This window comes from Mycobacterium innocens (assembly GCF_900566055.1).
Lineage (GTDB): Bacteria > Actinomycetota > Actinomycetes > Mycobacteriales > Mycobacteriaceae > Mycobacterium > Mycobacterium innocens.
On sequence record NZ_UPHQ01000048.1, the window covers coordinates 15,217 to 41,762 of the forward strand.

At 65.7% G+C, this 26,546-nt stretch carries 27 protein-coding genes and 2 pseudogenes; 15 read left to right on the plus strand and 14 right to left on the minus strand.

All coding sequences use genetic code 11. The annotated features are described in order from the left end of the window. Positions 1 to 139 precede the first annotated feature (139 nt). Positions 140 to 421, plus strand: a pseudogene (locus EET03_RS05770) (helix-turn-helix domain-containing protein); the annotation flags it as partial. Between the two features lie 344 nt (positions 422 to 765). Here the strand turns inward: EET03_RS05770 and EET03_RS05775 are convergent. Next, positions 766 to 1,989, minus strand: coding sequence for a PucR family transcriptional regulator (locus tag EET03_RS05775; RefSeq protein WP_082274733.1), 1,224 nt, complete (start codon positions 1,987 to 1,989; stop codon positions 766 to 768). Positions 1,990 to 2,131: 142 nt separating this feature from the next. On the opposite strand from EET03_RS05775, the gene EET03_RS05780 reads away from it, so the two are divergent. The 3 genes from EET03_RS05780 to EET03_RS05790 are packed head-to-tail and all read left to right on the plus strand — an operon-like array spanning position 2,132 to position 6,162. Continuing rightward, positions 2,132 to 3,643: a long-chain-fatty-acid--CoA ligase gene (locus EET03_RS05780; RefSeq protein WP_075543534.1), complete on the plus strand. Its 1,512-nt coding sequence runs from the start codon at positions 2,132 to 2,134 to the stop codon at positions 3,641 to 3,643. A gap of 2 nt (positions 3,644 to 3,645) precedes the next feature. After that, a complete protein-coding gene (locus EET03_RS05785; RefSeq protein ID WP_075543533.1) occupies positions 3,646 to 5,346 on the plus strand; it encodes a PHA/PHB synthase family protein in 1,701 nt (566 codons plus the stop codon). A 3-nt stretch (positions 5,347 to 5,349) separates the two neighbouring features. Beyond that, a complete protein-coding gene (locus EET03_RS05790; protein ID WP_063468909.1) occupies positions 5,350 to 6,162 on the plus strand; it encodes an alpha/beta fold hydrolase in 813 nt (270 codons plus the stop codon). A gap of 67 nt (positions 6,163 to 6,229) precedes the next feature. Here the strand turns inward: EET03_RS05790 and EET03_RS05795 are convergent, their stop codons facing one another. Further along, positions 6,230 to 7,078: an SDR family oxidoreductase gene (locus EET03_RS05795; RefSeq protein WP_075543532.1), complete on the minus strand. Its 849-nt coding sequence runs from the start codon at positions 7,076 to 7,078 to the stop codon at positions 6,230 to 6,232. Between the two features lie 389 nt (positions 7,079 to 7,467). On the opposite strand from EET03_RS05795, the gene EET03_RS05800 reads away from it, so the two are divergent. Both EET03_RS05800 and rsrA read left to right on the plus strand, forming a co-directional pair. Further along, on the plus strand, positions 7,468 to 8,118 hold the full coding sequence (locus EET03_RS05800; protein ID WP_167470590.1) for a sigma-70 family RNA polymerase sigma factor: 651 nt from the start codon (positions 7,468 to 7,470) through the stop codon (positions 8,116 to 8,118). Then, complete coding sequence (gene rsrA / locus EET03_RS05805; RefSeq protein WP_075543531.1) at positions 8,115 to 8,420, plus strand: mycothiol system anti-sigma-R factor; 306 nt, start codon at positions 8,115 to 8,117, stop codon at positions 8,418 to 8,420. Before EET03_RS05800 ends, rsrA begins: the two co-directional genes overlap by 4 nt. 185 nt (positions 8,421 to 8,605) lie before the next feature. Here rsrA and EET03_RS32925 read toward each other — a convergent pair whose 3' ends face one another. Next, positions 8,606 to 8,680 (minus strand): 50S ribosomal protein bL37, encoded by a 75-nt coding sequence (locus EET03_RS32925; RefSeq protein WP_003416889.1) that lies wholly within the window; start codon positions 8,678 to 8,680, stop codon positions 8,606 to 8,608. Between the two features lie 202 nt (positions 8,681 to 8,882). On the opposite strand from EET03_RS32925, the gene EET03_RS05815 reads away from it, so the two are divergent. Together EET03_RS05815 and EET03_RS05820 are read left to right on the plus strand one after the other, a co-directional pair. Next, entirely contained in the window at positions 8,883 to 9,098 is a 216-nt protein-coding gene (locus tag EET03_RS05815) for a biotin/lipoyl-binding carrier protein (RefSeq protein ID WP_036391739.1), read from the plus strand. Between the two features lie 46 nt (positions 9,099 to 9,144). Further along, complete coding sequence (locus EET03_RS05820; protein ID WP_075543530.1) at positions 9,145 to 10,647, plus strand: sensor histidine kinase; 1,503 nt, start codon at positions 9,145 to 9,147, stop codon at positions 10,645 to 10,647. Positions 10,648 to 10,705: 58 nt separating this feature from the next. On the opposite strand, the gene whiB1 is transcribed toward EET03_RS05820, so the two are convergent. Next, positions 10,706 to 10,960, minus strand: coding sequence for a transcriptional regulator WhiB1 (gene whiB1 / locus EET03_RS05825; RefSeq protein ID WP_023371700.1), 255 nt, complete (start codon positions 10,958 to 10,960; stop codon positions 10,706 to 10,708). A 276-nt stretch (positions 10,961 to 11,236) separates the two neighbouring features. Beyond that, complete coding sequence (locus EET03_RS05830) at positions 11,237 to 12,202, minus strand: diacylglycerol/lipid kinase family protein (RefSeq protein ID WP_099194010.1); 966 nt, start codon at positions 12,200 to 12,202, stop codon at positions 11,237 to 11,239. Positions 12,203 to 12,443: 241 nt separating this feature from the next. Between EET03_RS05830 and EET03_RS05835 the strand changes: the two genes are divergently transcribed. Continuing rightward, on the plus strand, positions 12,444 to 12,875 hold the full coding sequence (locus tag EET03_RS05835; RefSeq protein WP_075543528.1) for a hypothetical protein: 432 nt from the start codon (positions 12,444 to 12,446) through the stop codon (positions 12,873 to 12,875). On the opposite strand, the pseudogene EET03_RS05840 reads toward EET03_RS05835, so the two are convergent. From EET03_RS05840 to EET03_RS05850, 3 genes and pseudogenes are all read right to left on the minus strand, one after another. Beyond that, positions 12,827 to 13,337, minus strand: a pseudogene (locus EET03_RS05840) (GNAT family N-acetyltransferase). The gene EET03_RS05835 and the pseudogene EET03_RS05840 sit on opposite strands and share 49 nt — an antisense overlap. Beyond that, complete coding sequence (locus EET03_RS05845) at positions 13,334 to 14,467, minus strand: isochorismate synthase (RefSeq protein WP_099194011.1); 1,134 nt, start codon at positions 14,465 to 14,467, stop codon at positions 13,334 to 13,336. Before EET03_RS05845 ends, EET03_RS05840 begins: the two are co-directional and overlap by 4 nt. Continuing rightward, entirely contained in the window at positions 14,431 to 15,030 is a 600-nt protein-coding gene (locus tag EET03_RS05850) for an acid phosphatase (RefSeq protein WP_063468901.1), read from the minus strand. The genes EET03_RS05845 and EET03_RS05850 overlap by 37 nt, the downstream gene beginning before the upstream one ends. A gap of 76 nt (positions 15,031 to 15,106) precedes the next feature. On the opposite strand from EET03_RS05850, the gene EET03_RS05855 reads away from it, so the two are divergent. After that, positions 15,107 to 15,907: a ParA family protein gene (locus EET03_RS05855; protein ID WP_063468900.1), complete on the plus strand. Its 801-nt coding sequence runs from the start codon at positions 15,107 to 15,109 to the stop codon at positions 15,905 to 15,907. A 91-nt stretch (positions 15,908 to 15,998) separates the two neighbouring features. Here the strand turns inward: EET03_RS05855 and EET03_RS05860 are convergent, their stop codons facing one another. Continuing rightward, positions 15,999 to 17,222, minus strand: coding sequence for an Rv3212 family protein (locus EET03_RS05860; protein ID WP_075543526.1), 1,224 nt, complete (start codon positions 17,220 to 17,222; stop codon positions 15,999 to 16,001). A gap of 15 nt (positions 17,223 to 17,237) precedes the next feature. Next, on the minus strand, positions 17,238 to 18,752 hold the full coding sequence (locus EET03_RS05865; RefSeq protein ID WP_099194012.1) for a DEAD/DEAH box helicase: 1,515 nt from the start codon (positions 18,750 to 18,752) through the stop codon (positions 17,238 to 17,240). Between the two features lie 258 nt (positions 18,753 to 19,010). Here EET03_RS05865 and EET03_RS05870 point away from each other — a divergent pair, with 258 nt between their 5' ends. Beyond that, positions 19,011 to 19,706 carry a ferritin-like fold-containing protein gene (locus EET03_RS05870; protein ID WP_075543524.1) on the plus strand — a complete coding sequence of 232 codons (696 nt, stop codon included), beginning with the start codon at positions 19,011 to 19,013 and terminating at the stop codon, positions 19,704 to 19,706. Between the two features lie 6 nt (positions 19,707 to 19,712). Here EET03_RS05870 and EET03_RS05875 read toward each other — a convergent pair whose 3' ends face one another. After that, positions 19,713 to 20,291, minus strand: a complete 579-nt coding sequence (locus EET03_RS05875; RefSeq protein ID WP_099194333.1) for a threonine AND proline RICH protein — start codon at positions 20,289 to 20,291, stop codon at positions 19,713 to 19,715. Positions 20,292 to 20,716: 425 nt separating this feature from the next. Between EET03_RS05875 and EET03_RS05880 the strand changes: the two genes are divergently transcribed. Then, entirely contained in the window at positions 20,717 to 20,962 is a 246-nt protein-coding gene (locus tag EET03_RS05880; RefSeq protein WP_063468896.1) for a DUF3107 domain-containing protein, read from the plus strand. On the opposite strand, the gene fasR is transcribed toward EET03_RS05880, so the two are convergent. After that, complete coding sequence (gene fasR / locus EET03_RS05885) at positions 20,959 to 21,642, minus strand: HTH-type transcriptional activator FasR (RefSeq protein WP_063468895.1); 684 nt, start codon at positions 21,640 to 21,642, stop codon at positions 20,959 to 20,961. The genes EET03_RS05880 and fasR overlap by 4 nt on opposite strands. A gap of 206 nt (positions 21,643 to 21,848) precedes the next feature. Here fasR and EET03_RS05890 point away from each other — a divergent pair, with 206 nt between their 5' ends. The 3 genes from EET03_RS05890 to EET03_RS05900 all read left to right on the plus strand — a co-directional run bounded on the left by EET03_RS05890 (position 21,849) and on the right by EET03_RS05900 (position 25,223). Beyond that, positions 21,849 to 22,883 (plus strand): DUF3152 domain-containing protein, encoded by a 1,035-nt coding sequence (locus EET03_RS05890; RefSeq protein ID WP_063468894.1) that lies wholly within the window; start codon positions 21,849 to 21,851, stop codon positions 22,881 to 22,883. 192 nt (positions 22,884 to 23,075) lie between these two features. Continuing rightward, positions 23,076 to 24,254, plus strand: coding sequence for an adenylyltransferase/sulfurtransferase MoeZ (moeZ, locus tag EET03_RS05895; protein ID WP_075543522.1), 1,179 nt, complete (start codon positions 23,076 to 23,078; stop codon positions 24,252 to 24,254). Between the two features lie 114 nt (positions 24,255 to 24,368). Next, positions 24,369 to 25,223, plus strand: coding sequence for a TIGR02569 family protein (locus tag EET03_RS05900; protein ID WP_075543521.1), 855 nt, complete (start codon positions 24,369 to 24,371; stop codon positions 25,221 to 25,223). Here the strand turns inward: EET03_RS05900 and EET03_RS05905 are convergent. Both EET03_RS05905 and EET03_RS05910 read right to left on the minus strand, forming a co-directional pair. Continuing rightward, on the minus strand, positions 25,212 to 25,529 hold the full coding sequence (locus EET03_RS05905; RefSeq protein WP_063468892.1) for an MGMT family protein: 318 nt from the start codon (positions 25,527 to 25,529) through the stop codon (positions 25,212 to 25,214). The genes EET03_RS05900 and EET03_RS05905 overlap by 12 nt on opposite strands. Beyond that, positions 25,517 to 26,317, minus strand: a complete 801-nt coding sequence (locus tag EET03_RS05910; protein WP_075543520.1) for an alpha/beta fold hydrolase — start codon at positions 26,315 to 26,317, stop codon at positions 25,517 to 25,519. Before EET03_RS05910 ends, EET03_RS05905 begins: the two co-directional genes overlap by 13 nt. Positions 26,318 to 26,546 lie beyond the last annotated feature (229 nt).

Below are 26,546 nucleotides of genomic sequence, written 5' to 3' on the forward strand. Positions count from 1 at the left end.
GACGATGCTACCGAATCGGTCGCAGCACCGCGGGGAGTCTGGCGCAGCTCAAACCTGAGGTCAATGTTGTCTACCGAAGACAGGCTCGCTACCTGACGACGACTTGCGGCACCCGCAGCTATGCGCGAGCAGACGCAAAATCGCACTATTCCATGGGGATTTGGGCGATTCTATGTCTGCTCGCCCAGCAGACGACGAAAACGACGAGCACCTGCGCGAGACGCTGCGCGTGTTCCTGGGTTGCGGCGCCAGCTACAAGACGGCCGCCGCGGAACTCAACATGCACTTCAACACGGTGAAGTATCGAGTCGGCCGCGCCGTCGCCCGGCGGGGCCGGGACATCGGCGGCGACCGGCTCGACGTGGAACTGGCATTGCTTGCCTGTCACTGGTATGGCGCCGCGGTGCTGCAGCCGAAATAGCCCGGCCGGTCGCCGGCTCAGCCCGCGGCCGGGGCGGTGAGGGCGTGCACAAAGGTGATGACCGCCGGGACGAGCACGGGGAACAGGATGAGAACGAGCATTCCGGCGATGGTCAAGTACTGCATGTTGTGACTCACATTTCTTCCGCTGTAGTGCAGAGGTGAAAAAGGTTGCTTCACTGCGTGATCCGGGCCCCGGTGACCGAATTCGAGATCAGTGCTTGGTCAGCGCGCGCTGATCCGAAAAACATACTGACTGCGCCCGGGCGGATGAATGTCGTCAATCGACGAAGTTGCGACCCGGCTTTGTCTTCCGGCGACAAAGCCGTTGCGGCGGGTGCGCTGTCAGGGCAGTCGCCGCTGGATTTCGAGGGCCAGACACAACTCGGCGAGATCCGTTGGGCGCGAAAGTAACCGGTCGGTCAGCTCCTCGAAACGGCGCAGCCGGTGCCGCACGGTATTGGGATGGCAGTAGATGGTCGCGGCGGCCTGGCTGGCAGAGCCGCCCGCGTGCAGCCAAGCCTGAAAAGTGTCGAGCAGCACCGAGCGCTCCTCGGCCGGCAGTGCATCCAGCCGGCCGAGCACCGACGACCTGACCTTCGCCATGACTTCCGGGGCGCTGACCGCCGCGACCGCGAGCGGGGCGTCGTCGAAGACGGCAACGAGCGAGTCGCCCGACGGCTTTCCGGTGACCGCCAGCCGGGCGCAGCGCAACGCGTCGCTGGTTTCGGCGAGTTCGTGATACGGCTGGCTGATCCCTACGCGCGCGGTGGCGGACTGCCGCAGCACCTCGACAAGTACGCCGAGGGCCTCGACCGAATCCCGGCCCCGCAGATGGACAATGCCGACCTGTAATTCCGGCAACAGCCGCCACGCCGACCGGATGTCGCGGGCCGAGAGCTTGCTTTCGATGGTGGGCAATCCCGACTTGCCGATCGCCGGCAGCTCCGCCGCCACGACCACGTACGGCCCCGAAGTGGGCAACCTCAGCAGGTCGGCCGTCTCCCAGAGACTATGACTGTCGGTGATCCGCCGCGACAGCAGCGCTTCGACCAGCGCCGAGCGCTCTTCCTCCAGCTCGAGGATCTGGGTGGTCAGCTGTTGGCGGTAAGCGCTGGCCATCGCTTGCGTGAAGGTGTCCTGCGCCAGGAACACCCGCGCGGTGGCATCCAGGATCGACTCCGTGGGCATGCCCGCGGCTCGCCCGGCGGCCAGGGTCTGCTCCCAGATGAATCGGAAACCGATTCGATAGGCGGTCATCACCGCCGGCAGCGGCACCCCGGCCAGAGCGCGGATGGTGCCGGTGTGCTCCGCGGGCGAGACGTCCGCATCGGCGTCGCCGGCGAGTGAGTCGAAGATGAACGTGAGGTTGGCCACGCAGCTTTGGAGTACTTCGTCCTTGGTGACCACGGTGCCGTCGCGATATGCGTCGATCTCCCGGCACAGCAGATCCGCCATCGCCTCGCCCAGTTGCGGGGCGCGCCTGAGCATCAGCTTCCCGAGTTCGATGATGTGCGGATCGGGTGTGGCGCCATGCCGGACGCCGGCTGGATGTGTCGCCGCGCTCATCCTGTGAACTTTATGCCCCAACCGGTTGCCGATGTGCGCCGTCACAGCGAACTGCCCCGACTGTTGTGTTCGCGGACATTGTGACGCGAAGCCCCCGCAATGACCATGGAAACAACTACCCAAGCACCTTCGGAGGCACCTGATGGCCACCCTGAGCGCCAACCTCGTCGCATCGAAAGACCGCCACTCCCAACGCATTGTGTTGCGTTGCGACGATCTGCAGTTCACCTTCGGTGAGCTCGACGCCGCCGCGGCCCGGGTGGCGACGCTGCTGGAGCGGGCCGGTGTCGAGCCAGGTGATCGGGTGGGCGTGATGTTGCCCAATACCCCGGCATTCGCCATCGTGTTCTACGGGATCATGTACCGCGGTGCCGTCGCGGTCCCGATGAACCCGTTGCTGAAGGCCCGCGAAGTGTCGTTTTACCTGTCCAACAGCGGCGCCAAAGCCCTGTTCGCGACACCTGCCTTCGCTGACGAGGCCAGCACGGGCGCCGCCGAGGCAGGCGCACAATGCTGGCTCGTGGATGACCCCGGACTGGCCGCGCTGATCGCAGACCTACCCGCCCAAGACAGCCCCGTGCACCGTGACGACGACGACGTCGCGATCATCTTGCACACCTCCGGAACGACCGGAAAACCCAAGGGCGCCACGCTCACTCACGCAAACCTGGGCCGCAACGCCGAGGTCAGCGTTCGCACCCTGATCGAAACCGGGCCGGACGACGTGGTGATGGGATGCCTGCCACTGTTCCACGTCTTCGGTCTCACCTGCGGCCTCAACGCGGCCGTAGTCGCGGGTGCCACGTTGACGCTCATTCCCCGGTTCGACCCGCGCAAGGCGCTCGAGGTGATCGAGCGGGACGCGGTCACCGTCTTCCAGGGGGTGCCGACGATGTACTCGGCATTGCTCAGCGTGGCCGACGAGGTCAAACCGGAGGCGACGCAGACACTGCGGGTCTGTGTGTCCGGTGGCGCGGCGCTGCCCGTCCAGGTCCTCGCGGAGTTCGAAAGGGTCTTCGGCTCAGCCGTTCTCGAGGGTTACGGACTCTCCGAGAGTTCTCCGGTGGCCGCGTTCAATCATCCGCACCGGCCGCGCAAGGCCGGGTCGATCGGCACGCCGATCGAAGGGGTCCAGATGCGGGTCGTCGACCCCAGTGGAGCCGAGGTCCCGGCCGGCGGAACCGGTGAGATCCAGATCCGCGGCCACAACGTGATGAAGGGCTACTGGCACCTGCCCGAGGCGACCAAGGCCGCGATCACGCCTGACGGGTGGCTGGCCACCGGGGACGTCGGACGCGTCGACGACGACGGCTACTTCTACATCGTCGACCGCACCAAAGACCTCATCATCCGCGGCGGCTACAACGTCTATCCCCGCGAGATCGAGGAAGTGCTCTACGAGCATCCGGCGGTGGCCGAAGCCGCCGTCATCGGCATCCCGCACGACTCCCTGGGTGAGGAGGTCGGTGCCGCAGTCGCGCTGAAGAAAGGTGCGGTGGTCAGTCCCGACGAGCTGCGTGACTACGTCAAGGACCGAATCGCCGCTTACAAGTACCCGCGCCGGGTCTGGCTCATCGATGCGCTTCCCAAGGGGCCCACTGGAAAGGTCCTCAAACGCGAAATCACCGTTCCAACAAGTGAAAGCACACGATAACCATGGCCGAATCTCCGAAACCAACCAGCACGCCCGACGAGTTGGCCGCACCGCTGGACCTGCTGCTCACCAGCGCCACCCGGCCGTTTGCCAGCCGGATGATGCCCGACACCACCTGGGCCCGGCTCGGTGGCAACCTCGCCCAGCGCCCCGGCGCCGTGGCCGGGCGCGCCGCCACGCTCACCCGTGAGCTTGGCGCTATCGCGGCGGGGAAGTCGCACCGTGCCCCGGCGCGGGCCGACAAGCGCTTCAGTGACGCTGCCTGGCAACAGAATCCGCTGCTGCATCGGGTCATGCAGGCCTATCTGGCCGGTGCTGAGACGGCCGAAGGGTTGCTCGCCGACGCTGAGCTGGATTGGCGCGACCAAGAGAAGATGCAGTTTGTCGTCGACAACCTGGTGGAGGGCTTGGCGCCCAGCAACAACCCGCTGATCAGTCCGCTCGGCTGGAAGGCCCTGATCGACACCGGTGGCCTGAGTGCCCTGCGGGGTGTGAAAGCCTTTGTCCGGGATATGCTTTCGAAGCCACGGGTGCCGTCGATGGTCGAGCCCGACGCCTTCGTGGTAGGCGAGACCGTCGCCATTACCAAAGGGGCGGTGGTGCTGCAAACCTCGATGTTCGAACTGATCCAGTACACCCCGCAGACGGCCAAGGTACGGACGATTCCGTTACTCATGGTGCCGCCGGTGATCAACAAGTTCTACATCATGGACATCGCACCGGGACGCAGCATGGTCGAGTACTTCCTGCAGCAGGGCCAACAGGTCTTCGCGATTTCGTGGCGTAATCCCCAGGCGCGCCATCGGGATTGGGGTTTCGACGCCTACGGTGGGGCGATCGTGGAGGCGATGGACGCGGTCCAGAATATCGCCGGGACCGACAGCGTTCACCTGCTGGCAAGCTGCTCGGGCGGCATCATCGCGGCGATGACGGCGGCCCACCTCGCCCATATCGGTGAGGGCGATCGGGTGGCTGGGCTTACGTTGGCGGTCACCGTGCTCGACGAGACCCGTGCCGGTCTTGCGGTCGCGGCCATGAGCGATCGCGCCGCGCAGACCGCCATTCGGGTTTCGGCCAGGAAGGGCTACCTGGACGGGCGCGACATGGCCGAGATGTTCGCCTGGCTACGACCCACCGACCTGGTGTGGCGGTATTGGGTGAACAACTACGTGCAGGGTCGCAAGCCGGCGGCTTTCGACGTGTTGTTCTGGAACGCCGACACCACCAGGATGGCCGCGGCACTGCACCGCGACATGGTGCTCATGGGGCTACGGAACGCGCTGGTGACCCCCGGCGAAGTCACCATGCTCGGCAGCCCGGTCGACCTGGCCAACATCACCTCCGACGCATATGTGATCGGCGGCGTCGCCGACCACATCTCCCCGTGGCAGGCGACCTATCGCAGCGCCCGGCTGCTGGGCAGCAAGGACAATCGTTATGTCTTGTCGACCAGCGGTCACATCGCCGCTCTGGTCAACCCGCCCGGCAACCCGAAGGCGTCGTTCCGAACGGGTCCGGTCGACGGCGAGGATCCCCAACACTGGCTTGACGCTGCTCAGCAGTTCGCGGGCTCGTGGTGGCCCGACTATGTGAGCTGGCTCGCCGAGCGCAGCGGTCCGGAGGTCGACGCGCCGACGGCGCTTGGCGGACAGGGTCTGCCACCGCTCGGCCCGGCACCGGGTACCTATGTGAAGGAGAAGTGAGCCATGGCTGACACCCACCTCCCGAGCGCACACGGCGACGAGAGCTACGTCTCCGCGGGCGGTCAGCGGATCCGAGTCAACGTACGCCAAGGAACCGGCGTGCCGTTGGTGCTGTGCAACGGCATCGGGGCGAGCCTGGAAGTGCTCGATCCGCTGGTGGAGGAACTGGACTCCACGGTCGTCAGATTCGATGTTCCCGGGACCGGCGGATCACCCATATCCGCTCTGCCTTATGGGTTTCCCTATCTCGCCTGGGTGTTGGGCAGGCTCCTGCGCAAGCTCGATCTCGGGGTGGTGGATGTACTCGGACTGTCCTGGGGAGGCGCATTGGCGCAGCAGTTCGCCTTCCAGAATCCGCGCCGATGCCGTCGCCTGGTATTGGTCGCCACGGGCACCGGGGTGGTCATGGTTCCCGGCCACCCCCGGGTTCTGACGAAAATGCTTACCCCGCGCCGCTTTTCGGATCCCAACTATGCGGCATCCATCGCCGCTGAACTCTACGGTGGTACCGTCCGTGCCCACGGCGACGACGTGGCGCAACTGTTCGTGCGGCAATTGCGTGCCGGATCGAAGATCGGCTACCTTCACCAGCTGCTCGCCGGTTCGGTGTGGACGAGTCTGTTCGCGCTACCGACGGTGCGCCAGGAGACGTTGATCGTGGCGGGTACCGATGATCCGATCATTCCGGTTGCCAACGCTCACATCATGAACACCTTGTTGCCTCATTCGCGGCTGCACCTGCATTCCGGGGGTCACATCGACCTCGTGCACAACGCGGTCGAGCTCGCTCCCGTCATCGAACGGTTCCTGGGCTGAGACGGTCGCGCGGCCAAGTCCAGGCGCACGCAGCGACACCCGGTGTTGCCGATCCGGCCAGGCGGGATCAAGGCTGGACGTATCCGGGCGGGTTGACCTCTTCCACCCACAGGTCGACGCCGAGCTTGGCCCCCGGTATGCAGTTGTATACCGACAAATCGGTGACGCCGGATTCCACCAGAACGTCCTCGCACAGCACCGAGTTGCCCGTGTATTCGCGGGAAGGCTTGTTGAGGATGACGTAGGCCGCATCGGCATACACCTCGGGCTTACGGGCCCGCGCCATCGCCTCGTCGCCGCCCAGCAGGTTCTGCACCGCAGCTGTGGCGACCAGCGTGCGTGGCCACAACGTGTTCGACGCGATCCCCTCGTCGCGCATCTCCTCGGCGATCCCCAGCGCGCACAGTGTCATGCCGAATTTGGCCATCATGTAGGCCGTCGGCTTCAGCCACTTCTTGTCCAGCAACACCGGTGGCGACAGCGTCAGAATGTGCGGGTTCTCCCGACCCTTCATGTGTGGGATACACGCTTGCGACACGGCGTACGTGCCGCGCACCTGGATGCCGTTCATCAGGTCGAAGCGCTTCATCGGGACTTCGGTGATGGACCCGAGGTTGATCGCCGAGGCATTGTTGACGCAGATGTCGATGCCGCCGAACTGCTCGACGGTCTGGGCGACCGCAGACTCGACCGAATCTGGGTCACGGACATCCCCCACGATCGGCAGGGCCTGACCGCCGGCTTCCTCCAGCTCTTTGGCGGCGGTGTACACCGTGCCCGGCAGCTTCGGGTGGGGTTCGGCGGTCTTGGCGATCAAGGCGATGTTGGCACCGTCTTGTGCGGCGCGTTTGGCGATCGCCAGGCCGATGCCACGACTGGCGCCAGAGATGAACATGGTCTTGCCGTTAAGGGACATGGCGTCACATTAACGTGACCGGCGACCCATCCGAATTGCGGGACGTCCGCGGCGCGCCTCGGTAGCTCGATGAGCCTCCGGGGCCCCGCCGGAGGTGTCGGCGGGCGTCCCGTCCGGCCGCCGGCGAACCGTCGGAGGTGCGGCTCGGAAATAGTGTGCCTGCTCACGCCGTTGATTGATGCGGTCCTTGCGGCCGTCCGGCGATAACAAGAATCAACGGACCGAGGCAAATGCCGTCGGTCGCGACCTCTACATTGGGGGAAGGGAGCCTGGTGTCAACTGCGACGAGCCTGCTATGTGAGGAGCAGTTGGATCGCTTCCTTGCGAATCCGGCATGGCCTTTGACGCTGTCCGGTGACACCGCAACCGAAGGGACCGTGTTAATCAAGATGGCCGACATCGATGGCGAGACCCGGTCGGAGGTTCCCGGTCCCCAGCCGCATGCGGAGACGGACGAGCAACTGACCGCGCGCTTCGAGCGCGACGCGATTCCACTGCTCGACCAGCTATATGGTGGCGCGCTGCGCATGACACGCAATCCGGCCGATGCCGAGGACTTGCTGCAAGAGACCATGGTGAAGGCCTACGCGGGATTCCGTTCTTTTCGGGAAGGCACCAACCTCAAGGCTTGGCTGTACCGGATCCTGACCAACACCTACATCAACAGCTACCGCAAGAAACAGCGTCAACCCGCGGAGTATCCGACCGAGGCGATCACCGACTGGCAACTGGCCGCCAACGCCGAGCACTCCTCGAGCGGGCTGCGTTCGGCTGAAGTCGAGGCGCTCGAGGCGTTGCCGGACTCCGAAATCAAAGAGGCGCTGCAGGCCTTGCCGGAGGAATTCCGGATGGCGGTCTACTACGCCGACGTCGAGGGTTTTCCCTACAAGGAGATCGCCGAGATCATGGATACCCCGATCGGGACGGTGATGTCGCGGCTGCACCGCGGTCGACGTCAGCTGCGGGCCCTGTTGGCTGACGTCGCCAAAGAGCGGGGCTTTGTCCGCGGTGACCAATCCCACGAGGAGGTGTCGTCATGAGCGATGTAGTCAGCTCAAGCGACTCGAGCCCGGACCGCGAGGACTCCCATGGTTACGTCGGCTGTGCCGAGGTGATTGCCGAGGTATGGACCCTGCTCGACGGTGAGTGCACAGCCGAGACACGCCAGAAGCTACGCCAACACCTCGAGGACTGCCCCGGCTGCCTGAAGCATTACGGGCTGGAGGAACGGATCAAGCTGCTGATAGCAACCAAGTGCAAAGGCGAGAAGGCACCCGCGAGCCTGCACGAGCGGGTGCGACTGGAGATACGCCGGACAACCATCATCCGTCGTAGCGAGTAAGGATTGCCCGGCCGGGCCTGATTGCCCGGCTCCTCCTCAGACCGCTACGCGGTCTGCATCGTCGCCGCGCTAAGCCTGATTGCCCGGCTCCTCCTCAGACCGCTACGCGGTCTGCATCGTCGCCGCGCTAAGCCTGATTGCCCGGCTCCTCCTCAGACCGCTACGCGGTCTGCATCGTCGCCGCGCTAGGAGTTCGGGCGCTTGCCGTGGTTGGCTTTGCTGTACTTGCGGTCGCGCTTCTTTCGGCCACGCTTGGCCATCACCGAACCTCCGTATCGAGCTCAGAAGCGGGCAACTCGGGCCCGCGGTTGGGGTCCAGTGTCTCACGCTGTCACCGACGCGGCTGCGGTAGCCCGCGCGCCGCAACCCTCGCAGGCCTTATGGTTCGATATACATGAGCTGATCACAGCCCGATAGACCCAGCAGTCAGCATGGGAAATGGCCGGAACGAGTGGGGTGAAGATGTCCGAGGATGTTCGCGCCGAGATCGTGGCCAGCGTGCTCGAAGTCGTGGTTAGCGAAGGTGACCAAGTCGGTAAGGGTGACGTCGTGGTGCTGTTGGAGTCGATGAAGATGGAGATTCCCGTCCTGGCCGAGGTCGACGGCACCGTCAGCAAGGTGAGCGTGGCCGTGGGCGATGTCATTCAGGCCGGCGATCTCATCGCGGTGATCAGTTAGCCGTTGGACCCATACCCGCCAACCGGGAGCGACTCGGGAGTTCTTGATGTCCACTCTCGGTGATCTACTGGCCGAACACACGGTCCTGCCGGGCAACGCCGTCGACCACCTGCATGCGGTGGTGGGGGAGTGGCAGCTCCTTGCCGACTTGTCGTTCGCCGACTACTTGATGTGGGTTCGTCGCGACGACGGCGTGCTGGTATGCGTGGCGCAATGCCGGCCCAACACCGCGCCGACGGTGCTGCAGACCGACGCGGTGGGCACCGCCGTCGCCGGCGACAAGCTGCCGCTGGTTGCGGAGACTTTCACGTCAGGCGCCGCCAAATGGCAAGGCGATGCCGAATGCCATTCGGGCGAACTGCCAGGCCCCAACGTTGCGGCCTCCCCGGTGCGGTATGGCGGCCGGGTGGTGGCGGTGCTGACGCAGCATCAAACGGCGGTGGCGGCACAACGAGCGTCCGGTCACCTGGAGACGGCCTACCGGGAGTGCGCTATCGACCTACTGCACATGCTGTCCGAAGGCACATTTCCCGACGTCGGGGACGTGGCTATGTCGCGTTCGACTCCGCGGGCAGGTGACGGCTTCATTCGGTTGAACGTCGACGGTGTCGTCGCGTACGCCAGCCCCAATGCGTTGTCGGCCTACCATCGGATGGGCCTGACCACGGAATTGGAGGGACACAACCTCGTCGAGGTCACCAGGCCGCTGATTTCGGATCCGTTCGAGGCCGAAGAGGTGGCCGAGCATGTGCGCGACCTGCTGACCGGCGGGCCCAGTATGCGGATGGAGGTCGACGCCGGCGGTGCCACGGTGCTGCTGCGGACGTTGCCGCTGATGGTCCACGGCGCAAGCGCCGGTGCCGCCATCCTGATCCGCGACGTCACCGAGGTGAAACGGCGAGACCGGGCCCTGATATCCAAGGACGCGACGATCCGGGAAATCCACCACCGGGTGAAGAACAATCTGCAAACGGTAGCGGCGCTGCTGCGGCTGCAGGCCCGGCGGACCGCCAATGCCGAAGGTCGGGAAGCTCTCATCGAGTCGGTGCGTCGGGTGTCGTCGATCGCTTTAGTCCACGACGCGCTGTCGATGTCGGTGGACGAACAGGTGAATCTCGACGAGGTCATCGACCGGATTTTGCCGATCATGAACGACGTGGCGTCGGTGGACCGGCCGATCCGCATCAACCGGGTAGGTGCCCTCGGTGTGCTGGACTCCGACCGCGCGACGGCCCTGATCATGGTGATCACCGAATTGGTGCAGAACGCGATCGAGCACGCGTTCGACCCTGCCGCTCAAGGTGGGTCTGTGACGATACGAGCCGAGCGCTCGGCGCGTTGGCTCGATGTCGTGGTTCACGACGACGGACGGGGTTTGCCCGAAGGGTTCAACCTGGAGAAGTCCGACAGCCTCGGTTTGCAGATCGTGCGGACGCTGGTCTCAGCGGAGTTGGACGGTTCCTTGGGTATGCGTGAGGCTGCCGAGCGCGGAACCGATGTGGTGTTGCGGGTGCCGATCGGGCGGCGTGGCCGGTTGATGGTGCAATGAGCGCGCAACAATACGGCCCCGACATTTGCCGGGGCCGCACAGCTGTGCTACCGAGTCGTCAGACTCCGCTGCGGGCCTTGGTCCGGGCGTTGCGGCGCTTCAGCGCGCGCCGCTCGTCTTCGCTCATGCCGCCCCAGACGCCCGAGTCCTGGCCGGTGTTCAGGGCCCAGCTGAGGCATTCCGTGGTTACCGGGCACCGATTACAGACCAATTTCGCGTCAGCGATCTGCGCGAGCGCCGGGCCGCTGTTCCCTACCGGGAAGAACAGCTCCGGATCTTCGTCACGGCAGACCGCCTTGTGGCGCCAATCCATTAGTCACTACTCCTCACTAAATGCGCAGCAAGGCGCACGGGCGTATTTCCTGGCTTAACGCGTGCACAAGAAAGGTATCCGTACCCCTACATGTCTCTGCATGCAACCTTTTGATCGTTTCACAGGCTCAACAGATGTCAATAGTGTTACCTGAGCGCGTGGGCTATCTCACTTTGACGTTCTCTTACCAAAGCCCTTACTCATTTGTACTACACTGCCTCCCGATTGCGCCCCACATTTGCGTCCCAAGGCTGTCACAACTTGGATCGCCGCAGGTCAGAACCATTTTTTGGGGGGCGGGGCTACCACCGCCAACGCGTCGGGAACCGCCCGGAAGGTCATGGTTTGACGCTCGCCGAGGTAATCCCCGTCGATCTGACAGGCAACTGGCGCCGCGGTGCTGGTGACTCGTACGCAAGCCACGTCATCGTCGGTGATGAGGTGCTTGAACTCGAACTTCGGCCTCTTGGCGAACATCTGCCGAACGATGCGCAGCGTCGGGATCGTTTTCACGGTCGTGAGGGCGAACACGCCCAGGCCGGACTCGAAGGTGCAGCCGGGGTTGGTCCACACCGGCCGGTCGTTTGCGTAGGTCCACGGACTCGAGTTGGACACGAAGACGAAGCTCACCCCGGGAATCGGCTCACCGCCCGGAAGTTCCAGCGTAAGAACGGGTTCGCGATTCCGGTAGCGCAGCACGGCGGGAACCGCGGCACGGATGTAGCGCCAGGCCGTGACTTTGCCACCCTTGCTGCGTTCGGCCTCGACGGCCGCTACAACCTCGGCGTCAACGCCCATTCCGGTGTTGAACACGGCCCACCGGTCACCGCAATCGATCAGCCCGATGCGGCGCCACTGTGGACGCCGGCCGTAATCGTCGAACAGCTGGATGAGCTGGTTGGTGGCAGCAATCGGGTCGCGCGCCATCCCCAGCGCTCTGGCCAGGACGTTCGCCGAGCCACCAGGTACCACTGCGACCGCCGGTATGGGGCCCGACGGGGTCGATCCCGGGCGGCCCAGCATGCCGTTGACCACTGCGCTTACCGTGCCGTCGCCGCCGTGCACGACAACCACGTCCACCCCGGCGGCAACGGCCGCTTGACCGAGTTCGGCCCCGTGACCGCGGTGGCTGGTGTGCTCGACAGTGAGTTGCAGCCGGCTCTTGAGCGCGTGGGCGACCAGGTCGCGGGCGGCCGGTGTGATGGAAGTGGCGGTGGGGTTGACGATCAGCACGGCGCGCATGAGGCATGAGCCTAGGCCGTGCGACGATGCGGGGCGGTGGGGCCCGTTGAGGAGCGCGGCAATTGGGCTGTGCCGTGCGACGATGCGGGGCGGTAACGGAGGCAAAATGTGTGCCCGCGGGTATAGAGACTCAAGTGGAAATTGCGACCTATGTGACGGGATGGGCGGACGGTGGCCCGCCCATGGCCCAGCCTGGGCGGGCCGACGGTCCGCCAACGCTGCTGTGACTACGCTGAGGGCTGTGACTTTTCGTGCCCCGACTACCGTGCGCGGCGCCGGACTGATCGTCGTGGTACAGGGCACAGCGGCCTTGGTGACGGCCGCGGTGTTGGTGGTGCGCGGCCTTGCCGGGGCCGATCAACACGTGGTCAACGGGCTCGGAACCGCGGTCTGGTTCGTGCTGATTGGTGGCGGGGTGCTGGCCGGCGGCAGCGCTCTGGTGGTCGGCAAACGCTGGGGCCGCGGCGTGGCCGTGTTCACCCAGCTATTGCTGCTGCCGGTGGCATGGTATCTGAGCGTCGGCTCGCGGCAGCCGGCGTTCGGGATCCCGGTAGCGATCGTGGCGCTGACGGTTCTGGTACTGCTCTTCAGCCCTCCAACGCTGCGCTGGGTGGCCGGCAGCGATCACCGCGGTCCAGCCAACGCAACCAAGTCCGGCCCGGACAGCCGATAGTTGGTCCACTCGCGCTGCGGCTGTCCACCGATCCCGTCGTAGAGGGCTACGGCATCGGAGGCATCGAAGGCATCGGAGGCATCGGAATTCCAGTTCAGCACGGCCCAGGACAGCCGCGTGTAGCCGTTGTCGAGGCATTCACCGGCCAGTGTGGCCATCAGCCTGCGGGCCAGGCCACGGCGGCGAAAGCTTGGCCGCACATAGAGATCTTCGGCGAAAGATGCCGGCGACACCGTCCCAGGTGGAGAAGTTCAGAAACCACAACGCCATCGCGGTGATCTGACCGTCGCTGTCGACGACGTGTCCTCGAACCGTCGGGTATGGGCCGAAAAGCGCTGTGTACATTTGCTTTTCGGTGACAGTGCATTGATCGGCGGCGCGCTCGAATTCCGCGAGATCGTGAACCATGGCCACGATATCGGCGATGTCGTCCGGTATGGCGCGGCGGATGTTCTCGGTCACTGCTGCACTCCCAATGCAGTCAGCATCGTCGCGAATTTCGTTGTGGTTTCCTCAACTTCGTCATCAGGATCGGATTCGGCGACGATCCCGCCGCCGGCGTGCGCGATCGCGGTCCGACGATCCGCTGACAGCTGAGCGCAGCGGATGGACACCACCCAGCGGCCGTCACCGCGCGCATCGCACCAACCCACGGTGCCCGCGTAGAAGCCGCGGTCGCCTTCCAGCGCGGCGATGAGCTCGCCGGCGGCGCTTGTCGGCACTCCGCCGACGGCGGGCGTGGGATGTAGCGCCAGCGCTAAATCGATTGCGGTAGTGGTGGTGTCGCGCAGGTGACCGGTGATTGGTGTGCATAGGTGCCAGACCGCCGCGGTGCGGGTCAGTTGGGGCTCGGATGCGATTTCCAGGTCGTCGCAGACGGGTTCCAGGGCCGCGTACATTGTGTCGATAACCAACTGATGCTCGTGCCGGTTTTTGGCCGAGCCGGCCAGCGCAGCCGCATTGGCGGCGTCGATTTCGGGGTCGGCAGCGCGGGGGGCTGACCCGGCGAACGGCTGGCAGCTGACCCGGTCACCGGATCGCGCGACCAGCAGTTCCGGACTGGCGCCCACCAGAGCCGACCCCAGATAATCGTCGCCGGCGGCGCTCAGGTCGACGAGATAGCCGTAGGACGCCGGGTCGGCCGCGACCAACCTGCGCAGGATGACGCGGGCGTCCAGCGGAGCGTCGGCGGTAAGCCGCAGTGCCCGGGCCAGCACCACCTTGCGCAGCGGATTATCAAGTGCAGCAAGCTGATCCCGCGCATAGCTGATTCGGGCGCGGTGCTCGGCGAGCGGCGGAACGGCGGAGCTGATGTGAACCGCCGACAGCGCGCCGGTTGGCCAGCCGGGCAGCGCCTCGAGGCGCTGAACGCTCGTCGGCTCCATCAACGCGGCCGGTTCGCTGACGTCGAAAGGCAACGCGCCCAATATCATCGGCGCAGAACCGGAGCGCAGCGCCGCTTGCGCCGCCCGTATGTCGCGGTAACGTGTCCGCACCCCGTCGGCGACCAGAGTTCGTCCGGGTCCGCACAGCGCGAAGGGCGGCTCAAGGGGGCTCAATTGCCGGGATACCCCTTCACTCCGAGCGCACATAGCTGGCGTATCCCGTGTTCGAACCCGCAGATGCTGACCGAAGCGGTGTGCATGTAAAAGCGGGTGCCCTCGACGAGCGGTAGCTCGACCCAGCGGGTAATCACCGCCCGCGAAAAGTGGCTGTGGCCGACGAACACGACGTCGCGTGACGCCAGGTGTTCCAGTGCCAGCGCGACAGCACGGTCAGCGCGCTCGCTGACCTGCGCGACGCTCTCACCGTCGGGGCATCCGTGCGTCCACACCAGCCAGTCTGGTTCGACCTGGCGGATCTGGGCGGTCGTCAGCCCCTCGTAGGCGCCGTAGTCCCATTCGGCGATCAGTGGAGATATCTCATCGACCGTCAGCCCGGCCAACTCGGCGGTGGTCAGCGCCCGTTTACGTGGGCTACTGATCACCAGTGGGTTGTCGAGATCGAGTTCGCCCAGAGCCTTTCCGGCCAGCTCAGCCTGTATCCGGCCGGCTTCGGTCAGCTCGATATCGGTTCGGCCGGTGTGCTGGCCCGAATCTGACCACTCGGTGTCGCCGTGGCGGACCAGCAGCAGCCGGTGCTCGTGTATGCCCATGCCGACCGATTGTGCCGGACGACATGCCGGACCCGTCGCCCCTACCAGACTGCCGGGTACGTGCCAGGATGGCACTGTGACAGAGACCCGGGTACTGGCGGTGGCCAACCAGAAGGGCGGGGTGGCCAAGACGACGACGGTCGCCTCGCTCGGCGCGGCGATGGTGGATAAGGGTCGGCGGGTGCTACTCGTCGATCTGGATCCGCAGGGTTGTTTGACGTTCTCGCTTGGCCAGGACCCCGACAAGCTACCGGTGTCCGTGCACGAGGTGCTGCTCGGGGAAGTGGAGCCGAACACCGCGCTGGTGACCACCATGGAAGGAATGGCACTGCTGCCGGCCAACATCGACTTGGCCGGCGCCGAAGCGATGTTGTTGATGCGTGCCGGCCGGGAGTATGCGCTCAAGCGGGCGCTGGCCAAATTCTCCGACCAGTTCGACGTGGTCATCGTCGACTGTCCACCGTCGTTGGGGGTGCTTACGCTCAACGGACTCACGGCCGCCGACGAAGTCATTGTTCCGTTGCAGTGCGAGACGCTGGCACACCGTGGTGTTGGACAGCTCCTGCGCACCGTTGCTGACGTTCAGCAGATCACCAACCCGAATCTGCGGTTGCTGGGGGCACTACCTACCCTCTATGACTCCCGAACCACCCATACCCGCGACGTGCTGCTCGATGTCGCCGATCGCTACGGCCTGCCGGTGCTGGCCCCGCCGATTCCGCGCACGGTGCGCTTCGCCGAGGCCAGCGCATCGGGCTCGTCGGTCATGGCCGGGCGCAAGAACAAGGGAGCGGTGGCCTATCGCGACCTGGCCCAGGCGCTACTGAAGCACTGGAAGTCGGGCAAGCCGCTGCCCACATTCGCTGTGGAGCTTTAGATTTAGCTGCGCGAACAGACGCCGAATCGCATCCCAAGAGCCGGCACTGTGCGATTGTGCGTCTCCTCGCCCATGGCGACGGGCGCCGGGTTCAGCCCAAGGCCACCACGGAGTCGCCACGCTGCTCGATCACCCTGGATCCCACCACCACCGGGATCACCGCCGAGCCGCTCGGCTGACGGTCCACCGGGATGTAACGGTTGTTGGCGCCGCTGACCGGATCGTAGACACCGATCGCGCCGGTAACCGGCACGATCAGCTGACCTGCCATCATCACCCCGGGTCCTACCGGCGCCGCCGTCTCGCCGGCGGCGATGGTGTAGCGCTGGGTCAGTTTGCCGCCGTCGAAAACCAGCAGTGCATCGCCGGTCCACCAAGTCACCAGGTTGCCGCTCTGCGACACCGTGGCCTCAGGTGACGGCGGCTTGGGCAGCAGTGTGCTCGCCACGGTGGTCCCCGTCTCGTCGATCACGTCGACTCGTGGCTGCGCGCCGGATTCACCGGGCAAGTACACCGCGGTGTTGTTCTGCGAGACGATCAGCACCCGAGCGCCCGATCCCGGCCGAATTCCGGGTTCAGGCACGATCCGCTGTTCCGGCTCGTCCTCTTCCTTGCCCGGGCGTAGCAGGACCAGCCGCACATCGGCCTGGTTGGCGCAAGCCTCGAGAACTGCCACCGATGACGAACTGGCCGCGGCCGATTCCAGCGTGCATCCGGAGTGCAGACCCCGGTTTGACGGTTTCACCCGGGCGTCGGTCTCGCCATAGGACAGCATCCGGACCATGTCGGATCGCCACAGTTCCAGGCGGGTATTGCCGGCCGACAACACCGTCGTGCCGTCGGAGGATAGGCGAACCCGCGGGTCGGCGTAGCTGCTGCGGGCGGGACCGCGGCGTCCGGTCGACCCGTCGATGGTACTGACCTGACCGCAACCGCGGTCATCGCGGTAGACGGCGACGGCGTAGCGGTAGACCCAGGTCACCCCGCACAGGTCGGTGTCGCGGGCGTAGCTCCAGAGCGTCTCACCGGTGGCCGGATCTCGCCCGTCCACGTGGTGTCCGTCGCCGGTGACCACGGTCCCGCCGACCGCGACGGGTACCCGGCTGGCGGGGCTGGGCGCGCTCCAGAGCTGCTTCAGTGTGCCCGGGACTTCCCGGGCCGGCGTGGGGTTGGGCACCGGAGTCGCGGCCGGCCGGCTGATGGTTGCCCGGGCGTCGCTGGTCCACCAGATCAGTGCCGCGGCCACGGCGACGACCACGACGATGGCCGCGGCGGCCAGCACATCGCCCCTGGCGCGCCGCTCCGGTTTGACCATGCTCGAGCGTCGGCCTCAGTTGGCCGGGGCGGTGGCGTTGTCCGGGACGCAGGCGGGCTTGCGGCGTCGACGCCGGCGCCGGGTGCTCCCGGCGTTCGCCGAGGGGGAACTCGACCCGGAACCGGACCCCGGCTCTGCGACGGCCTCATTCGCCGGGCCCGTGGCGGGGTGTCCGGTGAGCGGTTTGCCGCCGCGGGTACGCTGCCGACGCCTCGCGCCGGAGCGAGCGGTTACCGACTGCTGGCCTTCTTGATCGGTGGCGCGGCGCTTGGGCTGCGATCCGCGCCGGGGACCGACGGTGGGCGCGGCCTCGGCCGGGATGGACAGCTCGGCATACAGGTGCGGTGAGCTGGAGTAGGTTTCGGCGGGGTCGGGAGAGCCCAGGCCCAGTGCCTTGTCGATCATCGTCCAGCGGTCCAGCTCGTCCCAGTCGACCAGGGTGACCGCGACGCCGGTGCGTCCGGCCCGGCCGGTGCGCCCGATGCGGTGGACATACATTTTCTCGTCTTCGGGGCACTGGTAGTTGATGACGTGGGTGACGTCGTCGATGTCGATCCCGCGTGCGGCCACGTCGGTGGCGACCAAGACGTCGATCTCGCCCGCGCGGAACGATTTGAGCGCCTTCTCGCGGGCCACCTGCCCGAGATCACCGTGCACGGCGCCCACCGCGAAACCGCGTTCGTTCAGGTCGTCGGCAACCTTCTGGGCGGTGCGCTTGGTGCGGGTGAAGACCATCGTCGCGCCCCGCTCCCGGGCTTGCAGAATCCGGCTGACCAGCTCCACCTTGTCCAGGGCGTGGGCACGATAGACGAACTGCTCGGTGGTGTCGTGCACGGCCAGGGAGTGCGGTGCCTCGGCTCGGATATGTGTCGGCTGGACCATGAAGGTGCGGGCCAGGGTGATGATCGGGTCCGGCATGGTCGCCGAGAACAGCATCGATTGCCGCTCGGCCGGGATCTGCCGCAGGATGCGCTCGATGTCGGGTAGAAAGCCCAGGTCCAGCATCTCGTCGGCTTCGTCGAGCACCAACACCGATAGTCCGCCCAGCTGCAGGTGGCCCTGCTGGGACAGGTCCAGCAGCCGGCCCGGGGTCCCCACGACGACGTCCGCGCCGGCGCGCAGCGCCTCGACCTGGGGCTCGTAAGCACGCCCGCCGTAAATGGAGACCACCGCCAACCGACGGGTTTCCTCGGCGGTGAGGTACTTGGCCGCGGTGGCCAAGTCATCGGTTACCTGCAGGCACAACTCTCGGGTGGGCACCACCACCAGGGCCCGGGGGGTGCCGGTGAGCGGCCGCACTGCGGTGTCGGAGGTTATGCGCTGCAGCAGTGGCACGCCGAACGCGTAAGTCTTGCCCATGCCAGTTCGGGCTTGGCCAATCACGTCTTCGCCGGCCAGTGCCAATGGCAGGGTGAGTTCTTGGATAGCAAAGGGGTGCTCAATGCCCTTTTCCCGCAGTGCGCGCACAATTCCGTCGCGGACTCCGAGTTGGGCAAAGCTGTGTTCGGTTGTGCTTTTAAGTGCAGTCATTAGGGGGGTGAAGAGCCTTTCGGTGACGAGTATCGGACTGGTGTCGGTACTTCTTTGTCGCGGTTCATCGCGCGCACGAGTTCCGACTCCGATATGTCGCCGAGAGGCCGGCCCGCTGCTCGATCTGGGCGGGCGCAGCTACGTGCACGCACATTTCCCGGTAGTAGCAGCACAGATCCAGCCACTACCAAATCCCATGATAGCTGGTTGGCCAACTGCCAGCGGTGTGCGAGTGATTCCGGCGACTAGAGTGTTGCCATGACTTCGCCCACATCCGCCGATCAGGTGGCCGATTCGACCAGGCCACGGTTACCGGCGGACCATCCCGGCGTCAACGAGTTGTTCGCGCTGCTGGCCTACGGCGAGGTGGCGGCCTTTTATCGGCTGACCGACGAGGCGCGGATGGCGCCGAATCTGCAGGGGCGGATCTCGATGGCCAGCATCGCGGCCGCCGAAATGGCTCACTACGAGCTATTGCGCGATGCCCTGGAATGTCGGGGTGTCGACGTGGTACGGGCGATGTCGAAGTACGTGTCGGCACTGGAGAACTACCACCGGCTGACGATGCCGAGTACATGGTTGGAAGCCTTGGTGAAGACCTACGTGGGTGACGCGCTGGCCGCGGACTTGTACCTACAGATCGCCGACGCACTACCCGACGAGGTTGCCGACGTGGTGCGGGCGGCGTTGGCTGAGACCGGGCACTCCCAGTTCGTGGTCGCCGAGGTACGTGCGGCAGTCACCGCCAGCGGCAAACAGCGCAGCCGGCTTGCGCTGTGGTCACGCCGACTCCTGGGCGAGGCAATCACGCAAGCTCAATTGCTGCTGGCCGACCACGACGAACTGGTCGACTTGGTGGTAGCGGGCTCCGGTGGCCTGGGCCAGCTCAGCGCCTTCTTCGAACGTCTGCAGCAGACACACGACCAACGGATGCGCGAACTCGGCCTGGCCTGACCGCTGTCAGCGAGTGCACGTCGCCAGGATCGAGTTGGTGGTCGACGCCACGACCGGCTGACCCTGGGCGTTGACGATCACACAGTTGAGGCGACTGTAGATGCTGGTCGCGACCACCGACTCGGTCTGCACGCCGGGGTTCAACACCACCATCTTGGTCCACGGCAGCGCCACATTGAACTCGGTGACGGGAAAGCCTCGCTCGTCGGTGTAGACGACGTTGACAATGTCGAGGAGTTGCTTGGTCCCGGTCACGCTGTAGAAGACGGCACGGGGACTCAGCGCGGCCGACGGCGGTGTGCCCGGCTGTGGCGGCGCGGCGGTCGGGATTCGCGTCGGCGCAGCGCTGGGAATCGTCACCGTGGTGACGGTCTCGGGGGCCAGTTGCGGCGCCGACGTGCTGGGCCGTGCGCTTGTACTCGGCGGGGGACTCGGTGACGTGCTGGGTGGGGCCGTCGTCCGCGGCGTGGTGGAGACCACCGTCCGGGGCGTTGGCGCTCCCACTGGCGCCCCCACCGTCGCTTTTGTCGTGGCGCTGTCGCCGCTGTTGATGATGACTGCGGTCGCGACGGCGCCGAGCGCCACCACCACGCCGAGGATTGCGGCGACCGGACGCCACCGACTCTCGGTCGACCAGACCAGCTCGCCGTAGCCGTCGTCCTGGTAGCCGTCGTAGTAGCCGTCGTCGTCGTCGTCGTCGTCGTAGTCGTAGCCGTAGTCGTCGGCTTCGGCGGCATGGCTTACCTCGTCCGGGTAGTCCCGGACGTCACGAGAGTCTCGAGAATCTCGAAAGTCACGAGAATCCCGGTACAGGATGTGATACATGTTGCTGATGAGGCTGATGTTATCGACGCCCACGGCAACGGCCCGGTGCCGGTTGGCGTGTCGAGCCGAGTTAGACCCAATCGTGATGATGGCGCTAGGGGCTGGGGGTGCGGTCGGCGCCGAGAGCGTCTACTAGCCTGCTGACTGAGACGCCTGCGACTTCAATACCAACGGAAGGGGCCCCCGTGGAGGTCAAGATCGGTATCACGGACAGTCCGCGCGAGCTGGTCTTCGCCAGTACACAGACCCCCGATGAGGTCGAAGAACTCGTCAGCGCGGCGTTGCGTGAGGATTCGGGTCTGCTGAGCCTCAGCGACGACCGGGGCCGTCGGTTCCTGATCGATGCCGCCAAGATCGCCTATGTCGAGATCGGCGTCGCCGACGCCCGCCGGGTTGGGTTCGGAATCGGCGCAGAAGCCGCGCGGAGCTAGGAGCGGGCAAGCGGCACGTGCGACAGACCGCCCCAGGCGAACTGCACGGTACCTTCGACGGCGTCCGATTTGGAAATGGGGCGATCGGAATCCAGCCAGTACCGGGCGCAGTCGACGCTCATGCCGACCAAGCCCACCGCGATCATCCGGGCGCGGTGCGGGTCCAGGCCCGAGTCCTCACTGATCAGGGCGAACACCGCGTCGATGCATGATTCGGTGGCAACGCGCACCTGCGCGGCGACCTCGGGCTCGGTGACATAGTCGTTCTCGAAGATCAGCCGGTACCCCTGGCCGTCGTGATCGATGAAGTCGAAGAATGCCTGCACCGCCGCGTGTAGGCGTCCGCGGTTGTCGGTGGTGGTGCGCAGCGCCTGCTGGACGCCGCATACCAAGTTGTCCACATGCCGCTTGAGTACCGCCAGATATAGTTCCAGCTTGCTCGAAAAGTGCTGATACAGAACAGGTTTGCTGACACCTGCGCGGTCGGCGATCTCGTCCATCCCGGCGGCGTGGTATCCGCGGTCGACAAAGACGTCGCTGGCCACGACAAGCAACTGGCCACGGCGCTCATCGCGGGGCAGCCGATTGCCTTTGCGGTTCTGGGCCGAAACCTCCACCGGCCGCATCCGGTCGGCCGATCTGACGGCACGCCGTTGTGCAGCTTTGGCGAGATCGCTCATCGGTCCTCAATCTGATCGTGCTGATTCGCGGGCAACTTGCCATCCCCGCGCCCGCACGGTTTATCGCAAGACATTACTACCCGAGGCGCCCGCCGATCCGAACAGACATCCAAGCAGACATTGTCGACGCTGGTTGAAGGGGTCCGGCGGGCGTATTCGGGCGCGCCAGGGGTGGCAGTCACGGCCGACTGTGCCATCCTGGGGAAATGACGTCCACCCGCCCGCCGGGCGGCACCGCTCGGGTGCCGGTGCTGCGCGAGCCGTGGCGTGAACCGCTGCGGGCCCAGCGTGACCCGCTCGGGCAGGCCGCCGGACGGCCGCGCGTTGACCGCGACAGGCCGCGCCAATGGCGCAAACAAACCTGGCTGGGGCGGTTCGTGTCGACCTACGGTTGGCGCGCGTATGCGTTGCCATTCCTGATGGTGCTCACCGCCGTGGTGGTGTATCAGACGGTGACTGGGACGACGTCACCCAGGTCGGCGGTGGCCGCCACCACTCATGACCCGCCCTCCATCGGTTCGGTGGGGACGGCGATCATCGATACGCCGCCTCGCGGTCTGGCCGCATTCGATGCCAACCTGCCGGCCGGAACACTGCCCGATGGTGGCCCCTTCACCGAAGGGGGCGAAAAGTCGTGGCGCGTGGTTCCGGGTACCACGCCGCAGGTTGGGCAGGGTACGGCAAAGGTCTTCAAGTACACCGTCGAGATCGAGAACGGGCTGGATCCGACGATGTACGGCGGCGACAGCGCGTTCGCCCAAATGATTGACCAGACGCTGGCCAATCCCAAAGGCTGGACCCACGATCCGCAATTTGGGTTCGTCCGGATCGACGGAACCGACAAGGCAAAGCCCGACTTCCGCATTTCCCTGGTGTCACCGTTGACGGTGCGTGAAGGGTGCGGTTACGAGTTCCGGCTCGAGACCTCCTGTTACAACCCGTCTTTCGGAGCGGACCGGCAAGGGCGCGTCTTCATCAACGAGGCTCGCTGGGTGCGCGGAGCCGTCCCGTTCGAAGGCGATGTCGGGTCCTACCGGCAGTACGTGATCAACCACGAGGTCGGCCACGCCATCGGGTACCTGCGTCACGAGCCTTGTGACAAGCAGGGTGGACTGGCGCCGGTGATGATGCAGCAGACGTTCTCCACATCTGACGACGATGCAGCCAAGTTCGACCCCGAATGGGTGAAGGCGGACGGCAAGACTTGCCGATTCAATCCCTGGCCATACCCGATCGCCTGACCACGGGCCCGGCGCTGCCACCGCACGCTCGACGCTCGAAAAGCCGGTGCAGCGGGCCGATGACGCGACCCCGGGAAACAACACCGCCGGCGTGGGTGTTGATCTGATTGCCGTCGATTCGGACAGCTGCTGTGATGGGTGTTAGACGATGCCCTGACAGTGCCCTGACAACCTGCACAGAGGAGATGTTCGGTGTCGACATCGCTGCCGCCCCTAGTTGAGCCCGCACCGGCGCTGAGCCGTGAAGAGGTGGCCCGTTACAGTCGCCATCTCATCATTCCCGACCTGGGTGTCGACGGGCAGAAGAGACTCAAGAACGCACGGGTGCTGGTAATCGGGGCCGGTGGGCTCGGATCACCGACGCTGCTTTATCTGGCTGCCGCAGGCGTCGGCACCATTGGCATCATCGACTTCGACGTCGTCGACGAGTCCAACCTGCAGCGCCAGATCATTCATGGCGTCGCCGACATCGGACGGTCCAAGGCCCAGTCGGCACGTGACTCGATCGTCGCGATCAATCCGTTGATCGACGTGCAACTGCACGAGTACCGGCTCGAGCCCGGCAATGCCGTCGACCTGTTCAGGCAATACGACCTGATCCTGGACGGCACCGACAACTTTGCCACCCGGTATCTGGTCAACGATGCCGCGATACTGGCCGGCAAACCGTACGTGTGGGGTTCCATTTACCGCTTCGAGGGCCAGGTGTCGGTGTTCTGGGAGGATGCGCCCAACGGGCTGGGGCTCAACTACCGTGACCTGTACCCGGAGCCGCCGCCCCCCGGCATGGTGCCCTCCTGCGCAGAAGGCGGCGTGTTGGGCATCATCTGCGCCTCGATCGCGTCGGTGATGGGGACAGAAGCGATCAAGCTGATTACCGGGCTCGGTGAGACACTGTTGGGCCGGTTGATGATCTACGACGCGCTGGAGATGACCTACCGCACGATCAGGATCCGCAAGGACCCGTCGACGCCCAAGATCGCCGAACTGGTCGATTACGAACAGTTCTGCGGCGTGGTGTTCGACGATGCCGCTCACGCGGCCAGCGGATCGACGATCACCCCGCGGGAATTGCGCGCGCTGATGGATTCCGGCAAGAAGCTGGCGCTGATCGACGTCCGCGAGCCCGTGGAGTGGGACATCGTGCATATCGACGGAGCGACACTGATCCCGCAGTCATCCATCAAGTCGGGTGAGGGTCTAGCCAAGCTGCCCCAGGACCGGATGCCGGTGCTCTACTGCAAAACGGGTGTGCGTTCCGCCGAGGCGTTGGCCGCGCTGAAGAAGGCAGGTTTCTCCGATGCGGTCCACCTGCAGGGCGGAATCGTGGCGTGGGCCAGGCAAATGCAGCCCGACATGGTGATGTACTGAGCCGGATACCGACCGCTGGTCCAGACGGCCGGTAGTGAACCCATTTGTCGGGCTCCTCAGCGGGTCGTGTCGACCCGCTCGGATATGGCGGGTCGCCCGACTAGGCTGACCCGTGTGAGTGTCGAGCCACCGCCCGAGCACGTACTGGCGGCGTTTGGTTTGACCGGTGTGCAGCCCGCCTCGTTGGGTTCCAGCTGGGAAGGCGGCTGGCGGTGTGGCGAAGTGGTGTTGTCCATGGTGGCCGACCACGCCCGCGCGGCTTGGTCGGCGCGGGTGCGCGAAACCTTGTTTGTCGACGGGGTCCGGTTGGCCCGGCCGGTTCGCTCGACCGACGGCCGGTATGTGGTTTCCGGCTGGCGGGCAGACACTTTCGTCGCCGGCACTCCGGAGGCCCGACACGATGAAGTCGTCTCGGCGGCGGTACGCCTGCACGAGGCCACCAGCAAGCTGGAACGGCCACGCTTCCTGACCCAGGGGCCCACGACGCCTTGGGCGGAAGTAGACGTCTTCATCGCCGCCGACCGCGCGGCATGGGAGGAACGGCCGCTGCAGTCCATTCCGCCCGGTGCCCGGTCGTCTTCACCGACGGCGGATACCGAGCGATCGATCGATCTGATCAATCAGCTTGCCACGCTGCGCAAGCCGACCAGGAGCCCCAACCAGGTGGTGCACGGGGATCTGTACGGCACAGTGCTTTTCGTGGGGGCAGCGGCACCCGGGATCACCGATATCACGCCGTACTGGCGGCCCGCGTCGTGGGCGGCAGGGGTGGTCGTCGTGGATGCGCTGTCGTGGGGAGAGGCTGACGACGGGCTCATCGAGCGGTGGAGCGCGCTGCCAGAATGGCCACAGATGTTATTGCGCGCGTTGATGTTTCGGCTGGCGGTGCATGCGCTGCACCCGCGTTCCACAGCCGAGGCGTTTCCCGGTCTGGCCAGCACCGCGGCGCTGGTCCGGCTAATGCTCTGACAGCCCGGGTGGAAACTCGTACCGCACCTGGCCCAGCGGGACCCTGCCGTCGGTGCTGAGCACACCTTCGGCACGCAACAGCTCCAATTGCCGCGTGGTCAAGTGCCGCGCCGGACGTCCGGAGGCGGTGATCACCCGGTGCCATGGCAAATCCGCGGAGTCGGTCCGCATGATCCAGCCGACGATGCGCGGACTGGAAAGTCCCGCCACCGACGCTATGTCACCGTAGGTCGCGACCCTGCCGGGCGGTATGGCGGCAACCAGCGCACGCACCCGCTCGATCTCCTCGTCGGTCACCGATGCCATGGCGAGGGCGTTGCCAGCTGCTGGCGGATCAGGGCGGCAACCTCGGCGGGCTTGGCTTGCGGCACCATGTGTCCGCAGTCGAATTCGTGCAGCACAAGATCGGCTCCCAGCCGTTGCCCGAGGACGGCGACGAGCTCGTCGCTGACATACCGCGGATCCGCCCGCCCCGCACGCACCAGCGTTGTCGGGGTTCCGGCTGGAGGCAGCACGATGTCCCGAGCGAGCTCGCTCCAATAACACACCATTGCCGGCAGACTCATCCGCCAGCTAAACCGTCCGCTCGGCAACGCGACGAGGTGCTCCGCGAGTTCGGCGTCGAGCACAGCGGGGTCCACATCGGCCCAGGCTCCCGTCGCCTTCTCCGCGCGCGCCGCGGCCGGGTGGGGGTAGTCGGGGAACGCCACCATCCCATCGACCACCTCGCGTACCCGCGATCCATCCAGACCGACCGCCGGATCGAGCAACACCAGCGCTGCTACCAGATCCGGACGGGCCACCGACAGCCGCAACGCGACAGCACCGCCGAACGAGTGTCCGACCACCACAACCGGTCCGTCGGCCTGTTCATCGACCAGTGCGGCCAGCGCCGACACATTGGCATCGATGGTCCACGGGGCCGCCCACGATGACCTGCCGTGACCCAGTAGATCAGGTGCGGCGATGGTGACCTCGGGCAAGCGATCGGCCAAGAGTTCCCAGCACCGCCCGTGCTCGGTGACTCCGTGAATCGTCAGCACCTGCACAGGGCCGGAGGGACCGTAACGGTGGACGTGGAGGTCGGCAGTCACGTGTCGATGGTGTCAGGCCAGATCACTGCGGGCCGTCGAAGGGGCTCGGGGCAATTACATCAGCGGCGCGCTAGCTGGCTGTAGGTCGTGTCAAGTCATAGGTGGTGCGTGGGGCATTGTCGCCGGTGGTTGCTGGCGTTAGAAGACCTGGCCGGAGTGCGCGGTGTGCTGTGAGGAGTGCCGAGCGCCCACGCTGACTTATGCGACCTCACACGGTTGGTGGGTCATC

Excerpts from the sequence above, each read along its gene's own strand:
- EET03_RS05800 (WP_167470590.1), top strand. The coding sequence starts at position 7,468 with ATGGCCGACATCGATGGCGAGACCCGGTCGGAGGTTCCCGGTCCCCAG.
- fasR (WP_063468895.1), bottom strand. The coding sequence starts at position 21,642 with ATGAGCGATCTCGCCAAAGCTGCACAACGGCGTGCCGTCAGATCGGCC.
- EET03_RS05870 (WP_075543524.1), top strand. The coding sequence starts at position 19,011 with ATGACTTCGCCCACATCCGCCGATCAGGTGGCCGATTCGACCAGGCCA.
- rsrA (WP_075543531.1), top strand. The coding sequence starts at position 8,115 with ATGAGCGATGTAGTCAGCTCAAGCGACTCGAGCCCGGACCGCGAGGAC.
- EET03_RS05820 (WP_075543530.1), top strand. The coding sequence starts at position 9,145 with ATGTCCACTCTCGGTGATCTACTGGCCGAACACACGGTCCTGCCGGGC.
- EET03_RS05890 (WP_063468894.1), top strand. The coding sequence starts at position 21,849 with ATGACGTCCACCCGCCCGCCGGGCGGCACCGCTCGGGTGCCGGTGCTG.
- EET03_RS05785 (WP_075543533.1), top strand. The coding sequence starts at position 3,646 with ATGGCCGAATCTCCGAAACCAACCAGCACGCCCGACGAGTTGGCCGCA.
- EET03_RS05795 (WP_075543532.1), bottom strand. The coding sequence starts at position 7,078 with ATGTCCCTTAACGGCAAGACCATGTTCATCTCTGGCGCCAGTCGTGGC.
- EET03_RS05815 (WP_036391739.1), top strand. The coding sequence starts at position 8,883 with ATGTCCGAGGATGTTCGCGCCGAGATCGTGGCCAGCGTGCTCGAAGTC.
- EET03_RS05850 (WP_063468901.1), bottom strand. The coding sequence starts at position 15,030 with ATGGGCATACACGAGCACCGGCTGCTGCTGGTCCGCCACGGCGACACC.
- EET03_RS05790 (WP_063468909.1), top strand. The coding sequence starts at position 5,350 with ATGGCTGACACCCACCTCCCGAGCGCACACGGCGACGAGAGCTACGTC.
- EET03_RS05775 (WP_082274733.1), bottom strand. The coding sequence starts at position 1,989 with ATGAGCGCGGCGACACATCCAGCCGGCGTCCGGCATGGCGCCACACCC.
- EET03_RS05780 (WP_075543534.1), top strand. The coding sequence starts at position 2,132 with ATGGCCACCCTGAGCGCCAACCTCGTCGCATCGAAAGACCGCCACTCC.
- EET03_RS05845 (WP_099194011.1), bottom strand. The coding sequence starts at position 14,467 with ATGTGCGCTCGGAGTGAAGGGGTATCCCGGCAATTGAGCCCCCTTGAG.
- EET03_RS05830 (WP_099194010.1), bottom strand. The coding sequence starts at position 12,202 with ATGCGCGCCGTGCTGATCGTCAACCCCACCGCCACTTCCATCACACCG.
- EET03_RS05905 (WP_063468892.1), bottom strand. The coding sequence starts at position 25,529 with ATGGCATCGGTGACCGACGAGGAGATCGAGCGGGTGCGTGCGCTGGTT.
- whiB1 (WP_023371700.1), bottom strand. The coding sequence starts at position 10,960 with ATGGATTGGCGCCACAAGGCGGTCTGCCGTGACGAAGATCCGGAGCTG.
- EET03_RS05860 (WP_075543526.1), bottom strand. The coding sequence starts at position 17,222 with ATGGTCAAACCGGAGCGGCGCGCCAGGGGCGATGTGCTGGCCGCCGCG.
- EET03_RS05865 (WP_099194012.1), bottom strand. The coding sequence starts at position 18,752 with ATGACTGCACTTAAAAGCACAACCGAACACAGCTTTGCCCAACTCGGA.